The sequence below is a fragment of the Streptomyces sp. 796.1 genome (genome assembly GCF_047525675.1).
GTDB lineage: Bacteria > Actinomycetota > Actinomycetes > Streptomycetales > Streptomycetaceae > Streptomyces.
On the sequence record NZ_JBLIWA010000036.1, the window covers coordinates 41,170 to 57,398 of the forward strand.

General features: G+C 68.5%; 16 protein-coding genes and 1 pseudogene. 14 read left to right on the forward strand and 3 right to left on the reverse strand.

Going from position 1 to position 16,229, the window contains the following annotated elements:
- Positions 1-15 precede the first annotated feature (15 nt).
- From ACMA1D_RS23005 to rplI, 3 genes are read left to right on the forward strand one after another with little or no spacing between them, the layout of a single operon-like run.
- Positions 16-609, forward strand: a complete 594-nt coding sequence (locus ACMA1D_RS23005; RefSeq protein WP_414725904.1) for a single-stranded DNA-binding protein — start codon at positions 16-18, stop codon at positions 607-609.
- A 54-nt stretch (positions 610-663) separates the two neighbouring features.
- Complete coding sequence (gene rpsR / locus ACMA1D_RS23010; protein ID WP_004950692.1) at positions 664-900, forward strand: 30S ribosomal protein S18; 237 nt, start codon at positions 664-666, stop codon at positions 898-900.
- An 18-nt stretch (positions 901-918) separates the two neighbouring features.
- Positions 919-1,365, forward strand: coding sequence for a 50S ribosomal protein L9 (rplI, locus tag ACMA1D_RS23015; protein WP_349997278.1), 447 nt, complete (start codon positions 919-921; stop codon positions 1,363-1,365).
- A 465-nt stretch (positions 1,366-1,830) separates the two neighbouring features.
- Here the strand turns inward: rplI and ACMA1D_RS23020 are convergent, their stop codons facing one another.
- Positions 1,831-3,168, reverse strand: coding sequence for an MATE family efflux transporter (locus tag ACMA1D_RS23020; protein WP_414725905.1), 1,338 nt, complete (start codon positions 3,166-3,168; stop codon positions 1,831-1,833).
- Positions 3,169-3,626: 458 nt separating this feature from the next.
- Between ACMA1D_RS23020 and dnaB the strand changes: the two genes are divergently transcribed.
- The 9 genes from dnaB to ACMA1D_RS23065 all read left to right on the forward strand — a co-directional run bounded on the left by dnaB (position 3,627) and on the right by ACMA1D_RS23065 (position 12,888).
- Positions 3,627-5,120, forward strand: a complete 1,494-nt coding sequence (gene dnaB / locus ACMA1D_RS23025; protein WP_349990465.1) for a replicative DNA helicase — start codon at positions 3,627-3,629, stop codon at positions 5,118-5,120.
- Between the two features lie 474 nt (positions 5,121-5,594).
- The gene (locus ACMA1D_RS23030; RefSeq protein WP_414725906.1) at positions 5,595-7,223 is read left to right on the forward strand and encodes an amino acid adenylation domain-containing protein; all 1,629 of its coding nucleotides are present in this window, start codon (positions 5,595-5,597) and stop codon (positions 7,221-7,223) included.
- Positions 7,198-7,455 (forward strand): phosphopantetheine-binding protein, encoded by a 258-nt coding sequence (locus ACMA1D_RS23035; protein ID WP_414725907.1) that lies wholly within the window; start codon positions 7,198-7,200, stop codon positions 7,453-7,455. Before ACMA1D_RS23030 ends, ACMA1D_RS23035 begins: the two co-directional genes overlap by 26 nt.
- A gap of 62 nt (positions 7,456-7,517) precedes the next feature.
- Positions 7,518-8,474 (forward strand): chlorinating enzyme, encoded by a 957-nt coding sequence (locus ACMA1D_RS23040; protein ID WP_414725908.1) that lies wholly within the window; start codon positions 7,518-7,520, stop codon positions 8,472-8,474.
- Positions 8,475-8,554: 80 nt separating this feature from the next.
- The gene (locus tag ACMA1D_RS23045) at positions 8,555-9,211 is read left to right on the forward strand and encodes an alanyl-tRNA synthetase (RefSeq protein WP_414725909.1); all 657 of its coding nucleotides are present in this window, start codon (positions 8,555-8,557) and stop codon (positions 9,209-9,211) included.
- A gap of 91 nt (positions 9,212-9,302) precedes the next feature.
- Entirely contained in the window at positions 9,303-10,181 is an 879-nt protein-coding gene (locus tag ACMA1D_RS23050) for a DMT family transporter (RefSeq protein WP_414725910.1), read from the forward strand.
- Positions 10,178-10,930 (forward strand): thioesterase II family protein, encoded by a 753-nt coding sequence (locus tag ACMA1D_RS23055; protein WP_414725911.1) that lies wholly within the window; start codon positions 10,178-10,180, stop codon positions 10,928-10,930. Before ACMA1D_RS23050 ends, ACMA1D_RS23055 begins: the two co-directional genes overlap by 4 nt.
- A gap of 33 nt (positions 10,931-10,963) precedes the next feature.
- Positions 10,964-12,286 carry a cation:proton antiporter gene (locus ACMA1D_RS23060; protein WP_414725912.1) on the forward strand — a complete coding sequence of 441 codons (1,323 nt, stop codon included), beginning with the start codon at positions 10,964-10,966 and terminating at the stop codon, positions 12,284-12,286.
- Positions 12,283-12,888 (forward strand): LysE family translocator, encoded by a 606-nt coding sequence (locus tag ACMA1D_RS23065; RefSeq protein ID WP_414725913.1) that lies wholly within the window; start codon positions 12,283-12,285, stop codon positions 12,886-12,888. The genes ACMA1D_RS23060 and ACMA1D_RS23065 overlap by 4 nt, the downstream gene beginning before the upstream one ends.
- A gap of 113 nt (positions 12,889-13,001) precedes the next feature.
- On the opposite strand, the gene ACMA1D_RS23070 is transcribed toward ACMA1D_RS23065, so the two are convergent.
- Together ACMA1D_RS23070 and ACMA1D_RS23075 are read right to left on the reverse strand one after the other, a co-directional pair.
- Positions 13,002-13,793 carry a DUF6193 family natural product biosynthesis protein gene (locus ACMA1D_RS23070; RefSeq protein ID WP_414725914.1) on the reverse strand — a complete coding sequence of 264 codons (792 nt, stop codon included), beginning with the start codon at positions 13,791-13,793 and terminating at the stop codon, positions 13,002-13,004.
- A gap of 170 nt (positions 13,794-13,963) precedes the next feature.
- Positions 13,964-14,914, reverse strand: a complete 951-nt coding sequence (locus ACMA1D_RS23075) for a helix-turn-helix domain-containing protein (RefSeq protein ID WP_414725915.1) — start codon at positions 14,912-14,914, stop codon at positions 13,964-13,966.
- 99 nt (positions 14,915-15,013) lie between these two features.
- Between ACMA1D_RS23075 and ACMA1D_RS23080 the strand changes: the two are divergent.
- Together ACMA1D_RS23080 and ACMA1D_RS23085 are read left to right on the forward strand one after the other, a co-directional pair.
- Positions 15,014-15,154: pseudogene (locus ACMA1D_RS23080) on the forward strand (saccharopine dehydrogenase); the annotation flags it as partial.
- A gap of 138 nt (positions 15,155-15,292) precedes the next feature.
- Positions 15,293-16,204, forward strand: coding sequence for a saccharopine dehydrogenase NADP-binding domain-containing protein (locus tag ACMA1D_RS23085; RefSeq protein ID WP_414725933.1), 912 nt, complete (start codon positions 15,293-15,295; stop codon positions 16,202-16,204).
- The last annotated feature ends 25 nt before the right edge of the window (positions 16,205-16,229 follow it).

A 16,229-nucleotide genomic window follows, 5' to 3' on the forward strand; every position in this document is an offset into this window, starting at 1 on the left:
CGAGAGGTTCATCCAATGGCAGGCGAGACCGTCATCACGGTCGTCGGCAATCTTGTTGACGACCCCGAGCTGCGCTTCACCCCGTCCGGCGCGGCGGTCGCGAAGTTCCGTGTCGCGTCCACTCCCCGCACCTTCGATCGACAGACCAACGAGTGGAAGGACGGCGAAAGCCTCTTCCTCACCTGCTCGGTCTGGCGGCAGGCAGCGGAGAACGTCGCCGAGTCGCTCCAGCGCGGCATGCGCGTCATCGTGCAGGGCCGGCTGAAGCAGCGGTCCTACGAGGACCGCGAGGGCGTCAAGCGCACGGTCTACGAGCTCGACGTCGAAGAGGTCGGCGCCAGCCTGCGCAACGCCACGGCGAAGGTCACCAAGACGTCCGGTCGGGGCGGTCAGGGTGGCGGCTTCGGCGGTGGCGGTGGCCAGCAGGGTGGTGGCGGCGGCTGGGGCGGTGGCTCCGGCGGTGGCCAGCAGGGCGGCGGGGCTCCCGCCGACGACCCCTGGGCGACCAGTGCTCCGGCTGGCGGTGGCCAGCAGGGTGGCGGCGGCTGGGGCGGTGGCTCCGGCGGCGGCCAGCAGGGCGGCGGCTACTCGGACGAGCCGCCCTTCTAGAGCCACGGCTCTGGAGGGCGATCACACCCTTCTTGATCACACAGGAGAAACACCATGGCGAAGCCGCCTCCGCGCAAGCCGAAGAAGAAGGTCTGCGCGTTCTGCAAGGACAAGACCGCGTACGTGGACTACAAGGACACGAACATGCTGCGGAAGTTCATCTCCGACCGCGGCAAGATCCGTGCCCGTCGCGTGACCGGCAACTGCACGCAGCACCAGCGTGACGTCGCCACGGCTGTGAAGAACAGCCGTGAGATGGCGCTGCTGCCCTACACCTCGTCCGCGCGATAAGGGAAGGGTGACCGACTCATGAAGATCATCCTCACCCACGAGGTCACCGGCCTCGGCACCGCGGGCGACGTCGTGGACGTCAAGGACGGCTACGCTCGCAACTACCTGGTTCCGCGCGGTCTCGCGATCCGCTGGACCAAGGGTGGCGAGAAGGACGTCGAGCAGATCCGCCGCGGTCGTCGCATCCGCGAGATCGCCACGATCGAGCAGGCGAACGAGATCAAGGCGCAGCTTGAGAACCTCAAGGTTCAGCTCGCGACCCGTGCCGGCGAGGGCGGCCGGCTGTTCGGCTCGGTGACCCCGGCCGACATCGCCTCGGCGATCAAGTCCGCCGGTGGCCCCGATGTGGACAAGCGCCGCATCGAGCTGGGCACCCCGGTCAAGACCCTGGGCGCGCACCAGGTGTCCGTGCGACTGCACGCCGAGGTCTCGGCCAAGGTCGGCGTCGAGGTCGTCGCCGCCTGACGACAGGTGCACCGCCACGCTGCGGAGACGTAGCGCGGTAGGGAAGGGCCGCATCCTTCGGGATGCGGCCCTTTCTGCATGTCGTGGCCCGGCGCGGGCGAAGGCGTGAACTCCGCCGCGCCGTTTCACGTGAAACGGCGCGCTCGTCGTACGGGGTGTGGGGCTGGGGCTGGGTTGGTGCGGTGTGCCGCGGGGGACCGTTCTCGTTTCACGAGCTGCTCGCCCTCGTTTCACGTGAAACACCCGCCGTGCGCGGAGCGGAACCGGCAGGCGTCGGGAGGCGGCACCGACTCGTGGCACCGACTCGTGGCGGTGGTGCGTGACGGCAGTACGTCGCGGCGATGGCCGTACGGGCGAGGGCGCCGTTTCACGTGAAACAGTGCCGCGGGGCCGGGCCCGAGGCCGGTGGCGTACGAGGGGCGCGGTGCGGCGAGAGGGGCGGCGGGCGGGCCGGTTCAACGCGCGTCAGCGGGTGGCTCCCGTGACCAGCCAGCGGCCCGACCGGGTGCGCACCCAGAGGGTCACCATGCGCATGGTCATCATCAGCCCCATCGCCCACCACAGCGCGGTGAGGCCGCCGCCCAGCGTCGGGACGAGCAGGGCGACGGGGGCGAACACCGCCAGGGTGATGATCATGGCTAGGGCGAGGTAGGGGCCGTCGCCGGCGCCCATCAGCACGCCGTCGAGCACGTACACCACCCCGGAGATGGGCTGGGTCACGGCGACCACCAGCAGGGCGGGGAGGAGCGTGTCGCGTACGGACTGGTCCGTGGTGAAGAGCGGGATGAACAGCGGGCGGGCCAGGATGACCAGGAGGCCGAGCACGATGCCGGAGGCTATCCCCCACTCGACCATGCGCCGGCAGGCGGCCCGCGCTCCTTCCTTGTCGCCGGCGCCCAGATAGCGGCCGATGATGGCTTGCCCGGCGATGGCGATGGCGTCCAACGCGAAGGCGAGCAGGCTCCACAGGGTGAGGATGATCTGGTGGGCGGCGACGTCGGCGTCGCCGAGGTTGGCCGCGACGCCGGTGGCGATGAGGGTGACCGTACGCAGCGAGAGCGTACGGACCAGGAGGGGCACTCCGGCCTGGGCGCAGGCGCGTATGCCGGCCGCGTCGGGACGGAGGGAGGCGCCGAGGCGCCTGGCGCCGCGGACCACCACGACGAGGTAGGCGCCGGCCATGCCCCACTGGGCGATGACGGTGCCCCAGGCGGAACCGGCGATGCCGAGGTCGGCGCCGTAGACCAGCGCGGCGTTGAGCCCCGCATTGGCGGTGAAGCCGCCGATGGCGACGTAGAGCGGGGTACGGGTGTCCTGGAGGCCGCGGAGCACGCCGGTGGCGGCGAGCACGATGAGCATGGCCGGGATGCCGAGGGCGCTGATCCGCAGATAGGTGAGGGCGTGCGGAGCGGCGGTGCCGGAGGCGCCGAAGAGGTCGACGAGGGCGGGCGCCGTGGGGAGGACCACGGCGATCACGGTGAGGCCGATGAGGAGGGCGAGCCAGATGCCGTCCATGCCCTGCCTGATGGCGCCGGGGAGATCGCCGGCGCCGACCCGGCGGGCGACGGCCGCCGTGGTGGCGTAGGCGAGGAAGACGAAGACGTTCACGCCGGTGAGCAGGAGGGCGGCGGCGACGCCGAGTCCGGCGAGCTGGGGGGTGCCGAGGTGACCGACAATGGCACTGTCCACCATCACGAAGAGGGGCTCGGCGATGAGGGCGCCGAAGGCCGGAACGGCGAGCGCGATGATCTCTCGGTCGTGGCGGCTGCGCGTGCGCCGGTCCTTCGCGGTGGCCTGGATCATGCGTCCCAATCTAATCGTCCACAGGTAAGAGATGCAATGCAGTCGCAGTCCTTACTTGGGGTCGCTCTGCGTGGTGTCCTCTGCGCCGTTTGTCGCGATCTTCGGTCGAGCGGGGAAGTTTTTCTTCTGCACAGCCCCGTCATGAGGAAAGTGCAGGTCAGCGAGGTGGAAGCGCGGAACGTGAGAGCTTGTCCACAGCGCTGTCCCCCGCGCCATGCACAGCTTTTCGGGAGTTCTCCACAGGATGGCCCCCGTCATCCACATGGCCTGTGGATAACCAGATTGGCGGACGGCTTTTGCGGGCCTACCGTGGTCCGGCGCCCGCCGCCTCTTTTGGCATGACGAACCTCGAACTCGACGCGCCGTAAGCGGAGTCGGACGTCCTTTTGTCAGAGCCGTGCCGTAAGAAGGAAGGGCACCGGCGAGGGTCCGCGTCGCGGACGGGAGGAGGTGGCGGGGTGAGCATGCCCGAGCCCATGGACGACCCCTGGCCCGACCCTGGCCCCAGTGACCGGCTGCCCACGGCACCACGCCCCCGCCGGGGCGAGGGCCGCGGCGGTCGGGGCGAAGGACGCCGCGAGGACCAGCACGACCGGGAGCGCGACGGCGGCGGCTGGGAGGGCTCGGGCTTCGAGCGCGTCCCCCCGCAGGACCTGGACGCCGAACAGTCCGTGCTCGGCGGCATGCTGCTCTCCAAGGACGCCATCGCCGACGTGGTCGAGGTCCTCAAGGGCCACGACTTCTACCGACCCGCGCATGAGACCATCTACCAGGCCATTCTCGACCTGTACGCCAAGGGTGAGCCGGCCGACCCGATCACGGTCGGCGCCGAGCTCACCAAGCGCGGCGAGATCACCAAGGTCGGCGGCGCCTCGTATCTGCACACCCTCGTCCAGTCGGTCCCCACCGCGGCCAATGCGGAGTACTACGCGGAGATCGTCCACGAGCGGGCCGTGCTGCGCCGCCTGGTGGAGGCCGGCACCCGCATCACCCAGATGGGATACGCGGCCGACGGCGACGTCGACGAGATCGTCAACAGCGCCCAGGCCGAGATCTACGCCGTCACCGAGCAGCGCACCAGCGAGGACTACCTGCCGCTCGGCGACATCATGGAGGGCGCGCTCGACGAGATCGAGGCCATCGGCTCGCGCAGCGGCCAGATGTCGGGCGTACCGACCGGCTTCACGGACCTGGACTCGCTCACCAACGGCCTGCACCCGGGACAGATGATCGTCATCGCGGCGCGTCCCGCGATGGGTAAGAGCACCCTGGCCCTGGACTTCGCACGGGCATGTTCGATCAAGGGCAATCTGCCCAGTGTCATCTTCTCGCTGGAAATGGGTCGCAACGAGATCGCCATGCGTCTGTTGTCGGCCGAGGCGCGGGTGGCGCTGCACCACATGCGGTCGGGCAGCATGACGGACGACGACTGGACGCGACTCGCGCGCCGGATGCCCGAGGTGACCGCAGCGCCGCTGTACATCGACGACTCCCCGAACCTGTCGATGATGGAGATCCGTGCCAAGTGCCGCCGCCTCAAGCAGCGCAACGACCTCCAGCTCGTGGTCATCGACTACCTCCAACTGATGCAGTCCGGCGGCGCCCGCCGCCCCGAGAGCCGTCAGCAGGAGGTCTCGGACATGTCCCGTAACCTCAAGCTGCTGGCCAAGGAGCTGGAGGTCCCGGTGATCGCCCTGTCCCAGCTCAACCGTGGTCCCGAGCAACGTACGGACAAGAAGCCGATGGTCTCCGACCTTCGAGAGTCGGGATCGATCGAGCAGGACGCCGACATGGTCATCCTGCTGCACCGTGAGGACGCGTACGAGAAGGAGTCGCCGAGAGCAGGCGAAGCGGACCTGATCGTCGCCAAGCACCGAAACGGCCCGACGGCCACGATCACGGTCGCCTTTCAGGGGCATTACTCGCGTTTTGTGGATATGGCGCAGACGTAGTCGGGGCGGCTTTAAGCCCGAATTTCAAATGTCCCTTTCGCGTTGACCGTTGCCCTTTGCAGCCTCGGGTGACAGCTCGATGAGACTGCGCCTCGTCATGATCGTTCAGGCGGCGTAGTGCTGGCCCCGGCCGCGGTCTAGGGAGCGCCGTCGGCTCGCGAAAGGTGTCCTCCCCGAGGCGTGCAGGGTCACAGACATGCGATGGGGCGCCCATGGGCCCGACTGGCGCGGTTTCCGTACATCACGTGACCTGCACTCATTCGTATATGCGTCTACTCAAACCAGAGGGGCACGACCTGTAAGGAAGATCACTTCATCCGGAATCGGCCATACGCGCGATCGCAGCGTGGAAGTGTTGTAGTTGGTCATCATTGATCGCCAATACCTTTCCAACATCCAATGTGGGGAGGAACGTTGACGCACAATGCACCATTACCGGCCACTCAAACTCGTGGACGTCCCGGCGTTACCCTCGTGGATCTCTTCGTATCTACTGCCGCGCGATCGGACGATGGCCCAGCTATCGAAGCGGAAGGGCGTACGGTCAGCTACTCCCAGCTCGACGGATGGTCGGACGCCGTCTGTGCGGCGCTGCGAGGCATCGGTGTAGGCAGGGGCGACTACGTCGTCCTGCGGATGCCCCCCGGAGCCGAGGCCATCGCAGCCATGCTGGGAATCCTCAAGGCAGGCGCGGCCTACGTACCGCTGGACGTGCGCAATCCACCCTCCCGCAACGAGTTCATCCTCGCTGACAGTGGTGCTGTTGCGTTCGTCGGCGATCCGGATGGCTCCACCCTGACCGGGTTACCCGTCATCGGGGAGCAGCTCGTGGCGGAGCTCGGTGAGCCGGAGTCCGTCTCCGGCGCCCGCCGAAGTGGAGCTCCTGGGCCGGACAGCACCGCGCCAGGCCCGCGGCCGGATGACGTCGCCTACATCATCTACACCTCTGGCACGACGGGGCGACCCAAGGGCGTGCCCGTGCGGCACAGCAGCGTGGTGGCCCTCCTCACCGCCGTTTCAGGTCTTTTCACCTTCACCTCTTCCGACCGGTGGCTCCTCTTCCACTCCATCGCCTTCGACTTCTCCGTCTGGGAGATCTGGGGGCCGCTGTCCACCGGTGCCCGGCTGGTGGTCCTGCCGCACTGGACCACTCGATCCCCCGAGGAGACCCTCAAGGCCGTCACTGACCGGCGGATCACCGTCCTGAACCAGACGCCGACCGCGTTCGGTGCAGTGGCAGCGGAGGCGCTGCGGCAGGGCGCACACCTGCCGGACCTCCGCTACGTCGTCTTCGGCGGGGAGAAGCTGACGCCGCCGGTGCTGCGACCTTGGGCCAAGCGCTACGGCCTGGTCCAGCCGCGGCTGGTCAATATGTACGGGATCACCGAGACCACCGTGCACTCCACCTTCCACGAGTACGCGGAGGCAGACCTGGACGAGGACGTCTCGTGCATCGGTCGTCCGCTGCCCGGGTTCACCGCGCGGGTCGTGACGGAGGACGGCCGGGAAGCCGGTGTCGACGAGCCGGGAGAGCTGTGGCTGGCGGGACCACAGGTCGCCAAGGGCTACCTGAACCGACCCGAGCTCACCGCTGAAAGGTTTCCTCGCATCCCGGCTTCGGGCAGCGGGGACGACGCTCCGGCGCCGGCGGGAGCCGAGCCCGGCCCGTCCTGGTACTACCGGTCCGGCGACCTCGTAAGCCGTCGGAAGCGGGGCGACCTGATCTACCACGGCCGTGCCGACCTCCAGGTCAAGCTGCGCGGCCACCGTATCGAGCTCAGTGACATCGAAGCCTCCGTGCGCTCGTACCGCGGTGTCGTCGACGCCGTGGTGTGGGTACGCGAGTTCAAGCCCGGTGACGAGCGGCTGGTCTGCGCCTTCGTCGCGGGCGAGGAGTCGGCAACCGCATCGCCGGACGCGCGAGCCCTGCGCCGCCACGTCAAGGAGCAACTGCCCTCCTACATGCAGCCCGCGAGCTATCAGCGGCTGCCGAGCCTGCCACGAACCGTCAACGGAAAGGTCGACCGGGCCGCCGTGGTCCGGATCTGGGAAGAGCAACGACAGGAGAACACGCGAGATGCCCGAAGCACACACAGCACTTGACGTGGCGGAAATCCAGCGCCGCACGCTGGAGTGGGTCGCCGAGATCCTTGAGGAACCCGAGGTCCTCGCGGAGGACAACTTCCTTGACCTGGGCGGCCATTCGATGCTCGCCCTGCAACTGGGGCAGCGCGCCAAGGACGCCTTCGGTGCCGACTACGACCTCAAGACGCTCTTCGAAGGAAGCCTCGCCTCGGCCGCAGCCGAACTGGCCTCCCGCGTCACCAAGGGCTGAGCAGCGTCGCACGCACGACCCCGCGTACGGAACTCCGTGACAGCAGAGAAGGGATCGTTCAGATGACGACCAGTCAGGAAAAGGACTTCCGACTCAGCACCGAGGAGCTCGCGAAGTTCGAACGGGACGGCTTCATCGGCCCGGTCAAGATCTTCGAGCCGGAGGAGATGGAGGAGCGCTGGGACGCCATCCGGCGGCAACTCCCCGACCGCTCCAAGGCCATCTACCCCGATGACGCGCTCAGCGGCGGCACGAACATCTCGAACTACGACCGTCACCTCGACGTCGACCTGCTCTCCGAGCACATCATGAACCGGGAGATCGTCGACCGGGTGGCCTCCATACTCGGGCCCGACGTGTTCTGCTGGCGTACCGAGTTCTTCCCCAAGTACCCCGGCGACGAGGGCACCGACTGGCACCAGGCCGCCACCTTCGCCAATGCCAGCAAGAAGCCGCAGATCAAGTGGCCCGCCGAGGACGGTGAGATCCCCTTCGGCGGCACGATCACGGTGTGGACCGCGTTCACGGACTCCACCCTGGAGAACGGCTGCCTCCAGCTCATGCCGGGCACCCACCGGGAGATGAATTACGACGAGTCCAGGGCCATGGACTACGATCCGAACGCGATCAACTCCCGTGAGAAGGAGGGCATCAGGCGCGGATTCTTCGGCTACGACTACCGGCAGCTTCAGAAGGATCCGAACTGGAAGCCGGACGAGTCGCAGGCCTTCCCCCTGGTGATGAAGCGGGGTGAATGCGTCATCTTCTGGTCCACCCTGATGCACGCCTCCCTTCCGCACACCGGCAGTAAGAAGGACTACCGCATGGGGTTCGCTGCCCGCTATGTGCCGACCAAGGTGCAGATCTACCCCGACACCGAGCAAGTGGCTGAATACGGTGGCGGCATCCCGCTCGACAACTACGGTGCGGTTCTCGTCTCCGGCCAGGACACCTACGGGATCAACAAGGTCACCGAACAAAGCCGGCGGGGCTATGTGTTCACCCCCCGCCGATTCTGACAACACGTAGGCCGGTGGTGGGGCGTGTGCGCTGCGCCCCGCCACCGGGCGCAGAGCCCAGTACCACCGCGGAGGAACCGGTGCCACAACGACACATCTACCTACAGGACACCTACCACTTCACCGTCGAGAGCCGAGTGGCCGACGCCGGTACGACTGACAAGGGGCCCTGGGTGGAGCTGGAGGAGAACATCTTCCATCCCCAGGGCGGCGGCCAGCCCAGCGACCGGGGAACGGTCGCCGAGGCGCAGGCCCACCCCTTCAAGGTGCCCGGCGAAGGCGGCCATGTCGTCCGGCTCGCGAGCACCCGCGAGTTCCAGGTCGGCGAGCAGGTCACCAGCAGCATCGATCCCGAGCTGCGCCGCCTGCACGCCGCCCTGCACACCTGCGGCCATGTGGTGGACGGATTCATCCGCGCGCTCGGGTTCTCGCACAAGGTCAGTAACCACTTTCCCGGCCAGGCCCGTATCGAATTCGAGGTGGGGGCCGAGCGGCCTGATCTGGACCAGCTCGCGGCCAAGGTCGAGGAGCGTACCCGCCTGGCCATCGAAGCCGACCACAAGGTGTCGGCGACCGACCGCGGTGACCAGCGAATCGTGGTCATCGACGGTCTGACCGAGGACCCCTGTGGCGGTACGCACGTGGCCTCGCTGAGCCAGCTCACCGGGTTTTCGCTGAGGTCCCTCAAGATCAAGGGCGGTGTTCTCAAAGTGGGGTACACGGTTGGACACGCCTGACGTCGCCAGCGAGTCCTTCGTTGCAAGCACCGGTACTGCTGCAACGGAGGAATCCACCCGCGGACGGAATACCTGGGCGGTTGACCTCGGCGTGCTTGCCGTGGCCGTGGTGTGGGGATCGACCTATGTGGCCATGCAGTGGGTGGGCCACTACGTGTCCGTACCGGCCTTTCTCTTTCTTCGCTTCGCCCTCGGCGCCCTGTGCATCACCCTGATGTCCCTCCGGACGTGGCGCAGCGCCAGCCGGACCGAATGGAAGATCGGCGTGCTCTTCGGAGTACTCCTCTTCGGGATTCTCTTTCTGGAAACCCTCGGCGTGCGCTACACCCTGGCGTCCAATGCGGGCTTCCTGATCGCCCTGTCCGTCATGCTCGTGCCCATCATCGAGCGGGTGTTCCTCAAGGGTCGGGTGGCCCGCAGTATTTACCTGTTGGCGCTGCTCTCCCTGGCGGGCTGCGCGCTCCTCACCTTCCAGCAGGGCCTGTCGGTCCGTAGCGGTGACCTGATCATCCTGGCCGCGGCGCTGATCCGAGCGAGCCAGATCGTGCTCTTCGCCTCCCGGGCCAAGGGGGAGGACGTCTCGCTGCTGCGGATCACTGCGATCGAACTCTGGGTCGTGGCCGCCGGCGGCCTGCTGCTCTCCCTCGCGCAACCGGTGGAGACACTGCACGACATCGGCCAACTGTCGGTCGGGGCCTGGCTGGTCATCCTGTATCTGGGAGTGCTGGGAACGGCCTTCGCGTTCCTCGTCCAATTGCACGCCGCACGCGCCTCCAGCCCGACCAGGGTGGGGCTGGTGCTCTCCACCGAACCGTTCTTCGCTGCCGTCTTCGCTGTCGTCCTGCTCGGCGAACATCTTGGTCCCGCTCAACTGGTCGGCGGAGGAATCATCCTCTTCGCCGCCCTCGTAGGGCGCTGGTTGGACGCCAGACACCGTGAACCGAAAGCCAGCCTGGAGGACATGTCGTGAGCACTTTCCCGGTGGTTCTGCTCCATCATTCCGGCGGATCAGCGCAAGTCTTCGATCCGCTCGTCCGCGCACTGCCTGAGCAAGTCGACGCCCATGCCCTGGAGCTTCCCGGGCGGGGACGCAGGTGGCGGGAGAAGCCGGCCGTATCGGCGCTGGAAGCCGTAGAGCATCTGGCCGGGCAGGTAACTGAAGCCGGAATCACCGGGGAATTCTCGATCTTCGGACACAGCATGGGGGCGTATCTCGGGCTGCTCCTCGCCTCGCATTTCGAGAGCATCTCGGGCGGCGCGTACTGCGGGACGCTGTTCGCCTCGGCCAACGCCGGGCCTCTCGGCGCATCCCCGCTGTTCGGCGGCGATCCGCGGGAAGCCGGCGATCAGGAGGTTCTGGACACCGCCGCCCGGTTCGGTGGTTTGTCGCCGCAGATTCTCGAACACGAGCAGCTACGAGAACGCACCGCCGAACTGCTCCGCGCCGACTTCTCGGTGTGCGACTCCTTCGTACGGATGCACCGCAATACCGTGACCGAGAGCCGGATCGTGGTGTGCCACGGCACCGACGACGTCTTCACCGCCGAGCAACTCGACCGCTGGCGACTCAGCACGACGGCCAGCAGCGAAATAGTGTCCTTTGCCGGGGACCACTTCTACCTGACGGACCACGCCGCGGAGGTGGCCGGGGCGGTATCCACGCACCTGGGAATCGATCCGTCAGGACCGGACCGGAACCGCGCCGTCGCGGAGGTATAGCTCAGTTCCGGACTTCCTTGGGAGTGAGAAAGCATGGCTGCCGCTCCACCCATCGAATCCATAGTCCTTGCGGACATCGCCCTCGTTCTCCTCGCGGGAACCGTGATGGTGAAACTCGGCAAGCGACTGCGCCAGCCCCCGGTCGTCGGCGAGATCACCGTCGGCCTCATGCTCGGGCCCAGCGTCCTCGGTCTGTTGCCCGGAGACATTCCGGGAATGCTGTTTCCGGGCGAGGCCCTGCCCATGCTGTCGATCGTCGCCCAGGTCGGCCTGGTGCTCTTCATGTTCCTCGCAGGCATGGAGCTCGACGTCACGCTGCTGCGCGGCAAGGGGAGAGCCGTGAGCGCCATGGCGGGGCTTTCGTTGGCCGTGCCCTTCGCCCTCGGTGCGGGCGCCGCGGCCCTGCTCTACGGCCGGTACGGGACCGGCGACGTCAGCCACGGTGTCTTCGCCCTCTACCTGGGAACGGCCTTCTCCATCACGGCCTTTCCCGTACTGGCACGCATCATCCGAGACGGCGGGCTGTCCCGGACTCGGGTCGGCGCCCTGGCCATGGCCTGCGCTGCGCTGGGCGACGTCCTCGCCTGGTGCCTGCTGGCCGTGGTCGTGGCCGTCGCCCAGACCGGCGGCGTCAGCCGATCCGCCTCCGTCATCGCCTGGAGCGTCGCGTACGGCCTGGTGATGTTCCTGGCCGTGCGGCCACTGGCGCACCGGGTGGTCACCCGCCTCAGCCGGGACGGCGACCACGGCATGTTGACGACCCTGGTCGTGTCCGGGGTCTTCCTCTCGTCCTGCGCGACCTCATGGATCGGCATCCACGCCATCTTCGGCGCCTTCGTGTTCGGGATGGTCATGCCGCGGGACGCCCTGCCAGGGCAGCTCGGACAGGTGGCGGTCTCCCTGGAGAAGGTCTCAGCTCTGTTCCTACCGGTCTTCTTCGTCATCACCGGGCTATCGGTCGATGTCGGTGCGCTCGGTTGGGCGGGGCTGCTGGCGCTGTTGCTGATCGTTGCGGTCGCCATGGTCGGCAAGTTCGCTGGAGCTGCGCTCCCGGCCCGGTTGTCGGGCATGAGCTGGCGTGAGGCCGGGGCCTTTGGGACGCTGATGAACACCCGTGGCCTGACGGAGATCGTCATCCTGGACATCGGCCGTGAGCTGGGGCTCATCAGCGACCAGATGTTCACCATGATGGTCCTGATGGCCCTGCTGACGACCGTCGTCGCCAGCCCCCTGCTCCGGGCCCTGCGGATGTGGCCCCCCGCCCCCGCGGCTGCCGCTGGTGGTGGGCTGCCTCGGCCTTCGGAGCGTGGGCCGCGGGACGTCACGGATGACGACACCCCTCTGGAGCGGGTGTGACCGAGCTGCTGGCCGTCGCGGCCATCACCGTACTGGCGGTCATAAGCCCCGGTGCCGACTTCGCGATGATCGTGCGCAACAGCTACCTCTACGGCCGGATCTACGGGCTGTTGTCCGCCGCCGGAGTTGCTCTGGGCGTGCTCGTCCACGTCACCTACACCATGCTGGGCGCGAGCCTCCTCGTCTCCCGGTCGCCACAGTTGTTCACCGTCATCAAGCTGTGCGGCGCCGGATACCTCGTCTACCTCGGCTATCGCACCTTCACGGCCCGTGTCACGGCCGACGTCGACGCCGAACAGGGGCCACGTACCTCCCGGTTGGACGCGTTGCGCACCGGATTCCTGACCAACGCCTTCAATCCGAAGACGATGCTGTTCGTCCTCAGCGTGTTCACCCAGGTCGTCGGCCCGGACACGGGGGTGCCCCAGCGGATCGGATACGGGCTGTTCATGTCGTTGATCCATGGGGTGTGGTTCGGTCTGGCCGCCCTTTGCTTCTCCAACCGACGGCTGCGGGCGGTCATGCTGCGCAGTCAGGCGATCTTGAACCGGCTGCTCGGCTCGGCCCTGATCTGCTTGGGCGTGGCGTTGGTGGCCTGGTGATCTGACACGTTGGCGGAACGGTGCACGGGTACGGGTGGGAGAACTTCCGCCCGCTGAGCCGGTCGGTGCGAAGAATGAGCTGCCGCTTCGTTGCCGATGACAGCAGGCTTCGGTCAGGCCGGGTCGGGCTGGGCCAGGTCGCCCGCGGTGCCTGCGACGGCGGGGCCGCAGTCGGCCGGTAGGCCGGCGAGCACCAGGGCTATCGCCTGCTCGGCGGTGTCCGCCTCCCCGACGACCGTGCCCCGCGCGGGGCCGCAGACCCGGTAGCGCCCGTCCTTCAACAGGTCGACGAACGGCACGTCCCAGGCGTACGGAAAACCGGTGCAGGTGCTGAAGTGCAGCGACCAGTGGCTGGTGAACGGGTACAACTGCCGCAGCTTCGGCTCCTCGGCCGCCACCTCGGCGAGCGCGAGCGTCTGCCGCGCGGGTTCCAGGCGACCAGCCTGCCGGCGGAGGTCGTCGCACAGCAGCCCCCACTGCACGGACACCGCCTCGGCCGGACCCACCTCGTGGGCCGCGACCAACTCGCTCACCTTGATGAACGGTGCGACCCGCTGGATCTCGCCCAGCCCGACGCCGCTGCGCCAACCCGCCGCCGCCCGGGCCACTTCCGCCAAGTCGGACGTCGTACCGGTGAGCAGTTCGATCCCCTGCGACCAGCCGTTGATGCTGAACCAGCGGCTCTTCACACCGACGAAGACCCAGCACGGGGCCCGGTCGGCGTCGGTGCTGGTGACCCCGGCGGAGCGCAGGGGTTCCGAGTCGTTGCGCTGGATCGCGCCCAGGTCGAGGCCCTGCTCGGCAGCCGCCGACTCCAGGGCTTCGGCGAGACTGCCCGCAGCCGCGAGGTCCGGATACAGCTCGGGATCTGCGGGGTTGGCGGGGCGAGGAGAGTTCGAAGTCACCGTCGGAGTCTTGCGTCTGCGCTGCGGAAAGACCACCCCTCGGGACGGGAATGATCCGGGCTATCCGCTCCGACTGACGGTCTCACCGCAGGTCACCGGGGGTGTACGGGGCGGCCCTGGGGCGCGGGTGCGGACAGGACACTGGTACGGGCCGGACAGCGGACCTCGGGTCAGCCGGCGCTCTGGCCGTGCCGGAAGGTGCGGCGGTAGGCGTGCGGGGGGACGCCGAGCGCGCGGTGGAAATGGCGGCGCAGGGTGGTCGCGGTGCCCATGCCGGTGGCCGCGGCGATGGCGTCGATGCTGTCGTCGGTCTTCTCCAGCAGCTCCTGGGCGCGCCGGATGCGCTGGGTGTGCAGCCACTGCAACGGTGTGGTGCCGGTCGCCGCCCGGAACTGGCGGCCCAGGTGACGCGCGCTCAACCCCGCCCGCCGGGCCAGATCCTCCACGGTCAGCGGCTCATCAAGCCGTTCGAGCACCCACGGAAGCAGCGCACCGAGCGGATGATCGCCCTGCTCGGGCACCGGGGCCGTGACGAACTGGGCCTGGCCGCCGGCCCGGAGCGGCGGTACGACCAGCCGCCGGGCCGCGATGTTGGCGACCGCCGAACCGCGGTCCAGCCGAACCAGATGGAGGCACAGGTCCAGGGCGGCGGCCTTGCCCGCGGAGGTGAGAACGCTGCCGTTGTCCACGTACAGCACGTCGGCGTCGACCTCGACCCGCGGGTAGCGGGCGGCCAACTCCGCGGTGTGCGCCCAGTGCGTGGTGGCCCGCAGGCCGTCCAGCAGGCCGGCGGCGGCCAGGACGAACGCGCCGGTGCACAGGGAAGCCACCCGCGCGCCGGCCGCGTGCGCCGCACGCACGGCCGCGATCAGCTCATCCGGCGGCGGCACGTCCACGTCCGCCCAGGCCGGGACGATCACGGTGTCGGCGAACGGCAGCCGGTCCAGCCCACAGTCGGGTTCGAGCTGGAACCGCCCGACGCGTACGGCCGCGGGCCCGCACAGCGCGACCTCGTACCAATCGTCTGCCACCTGCGGCGGGGCAGCTCCGAAGAGCTCGTACGCCATCGAAAGTTCGAGGTGCAGCATCCCGTCGGTGACGGCCAGCGCGACAGTGCTCATGTCCGAAATTGTACGGGCCAGGTCGTTCCAGACACTCACGTCGGGGGGCCGGTGCTGGCCAGGATGACGTGAACGATCAATCGAGTACGGGAGGTAGTCATGGGGTCGGGGCAGCCGGTCGCGGTGGTCGGGGCGTACGGACACACGGGGCGGTTCGTAGTGGCCGAACTGCTCGAACGCGGCTTCAGGCCGGTGTTGGTCGGCCGGGACGCGGAGAAGCTGCGGGCGCTGGCGGGGGCGTTGGGGCGGGTGTGGGGTGCGGCGGATGGAGTAGGTAGCTCAGGTGACTTGGGTGGCTTGGGTGTCTCGGGCGGAGTGAATGGCTCAGGTGGGGTGGATGGTTCGAGTGGTGGGGGTGGGCTGGATGGTGCAGGTGGCTTGGGCGGGCCGGTGGGGGGCGGGGCCGTCGGGCTGGACGTCCGCCCGGCGACGGCCGACGATCCGGCGGCGCTCGATCGGGCGCTGACGGGCGTGGCCGCCGTGATCAACTGCGCGGGCCCGTTCGCGAGCACGGCGGCGCCCGTGATCGAGGCGGCGCTGCGTGCCGGCATCCCGTACCTGGACGTGGCGGCCGAAGTGGAGGCCAACGCCGACACGTTCGCGCACTTCGACGGGCCCGCCCGCGCCGCCGGGGTGGCGGTCGTCCCCGCGATGGCCTTCTACGGTGGCCTCGGCGACCTGCTCGCCACGGCGGCGATGGGCGACTGGACCGGGGCGGACGAGGCGCACATCGCGTACGGGCTGAACAGTTGGCACCCTACGGAGGGGACACGGGCGGCCGGGCGGGTCTCCAGGGACCGGCGCAACGGCCAACGCGTCAGGTACACGAAGGGCCGATTGGAGTACGTTCGGAGCGAACTGCCCACCCTGGAATGGAACTTCCCCGCCCCACTCGGGGCGAGGGACGTGATCGGCGAGTTCACGATGGCCGACGTCATCACGGTGCCGAGCCATCTGGCCATTCCCGAGGTGTGCACCTACATGACGACCGAGGCCGCGCGGGACGTCGTGGGCCCCGACACGCCCACTCCGGCCGCCGTCGACGAACAGGGCAGGTCCGCGCAGACCTTCCTGGTCGACGTCCGGGTCCGCGCCGGCGACGTCGAACGGCGCGCCGTGGCCCAGGGGCAGGACATCTACGCCGTCACCGCGCCCTTGGTCGTGGAGGCGGTTGACCGCATCCTCACCGGCAGGTCCAAGGCGCTGGGCGTCGCCTCGGCCGGTGCTCTCTTCGATGCGGCCGATTTCCTTCGGGCCCTGGCGCCGCGGGTTTTGGTGGAGGTTGGGTGAGGTGGGGGGTTGGGGATGACCGCAC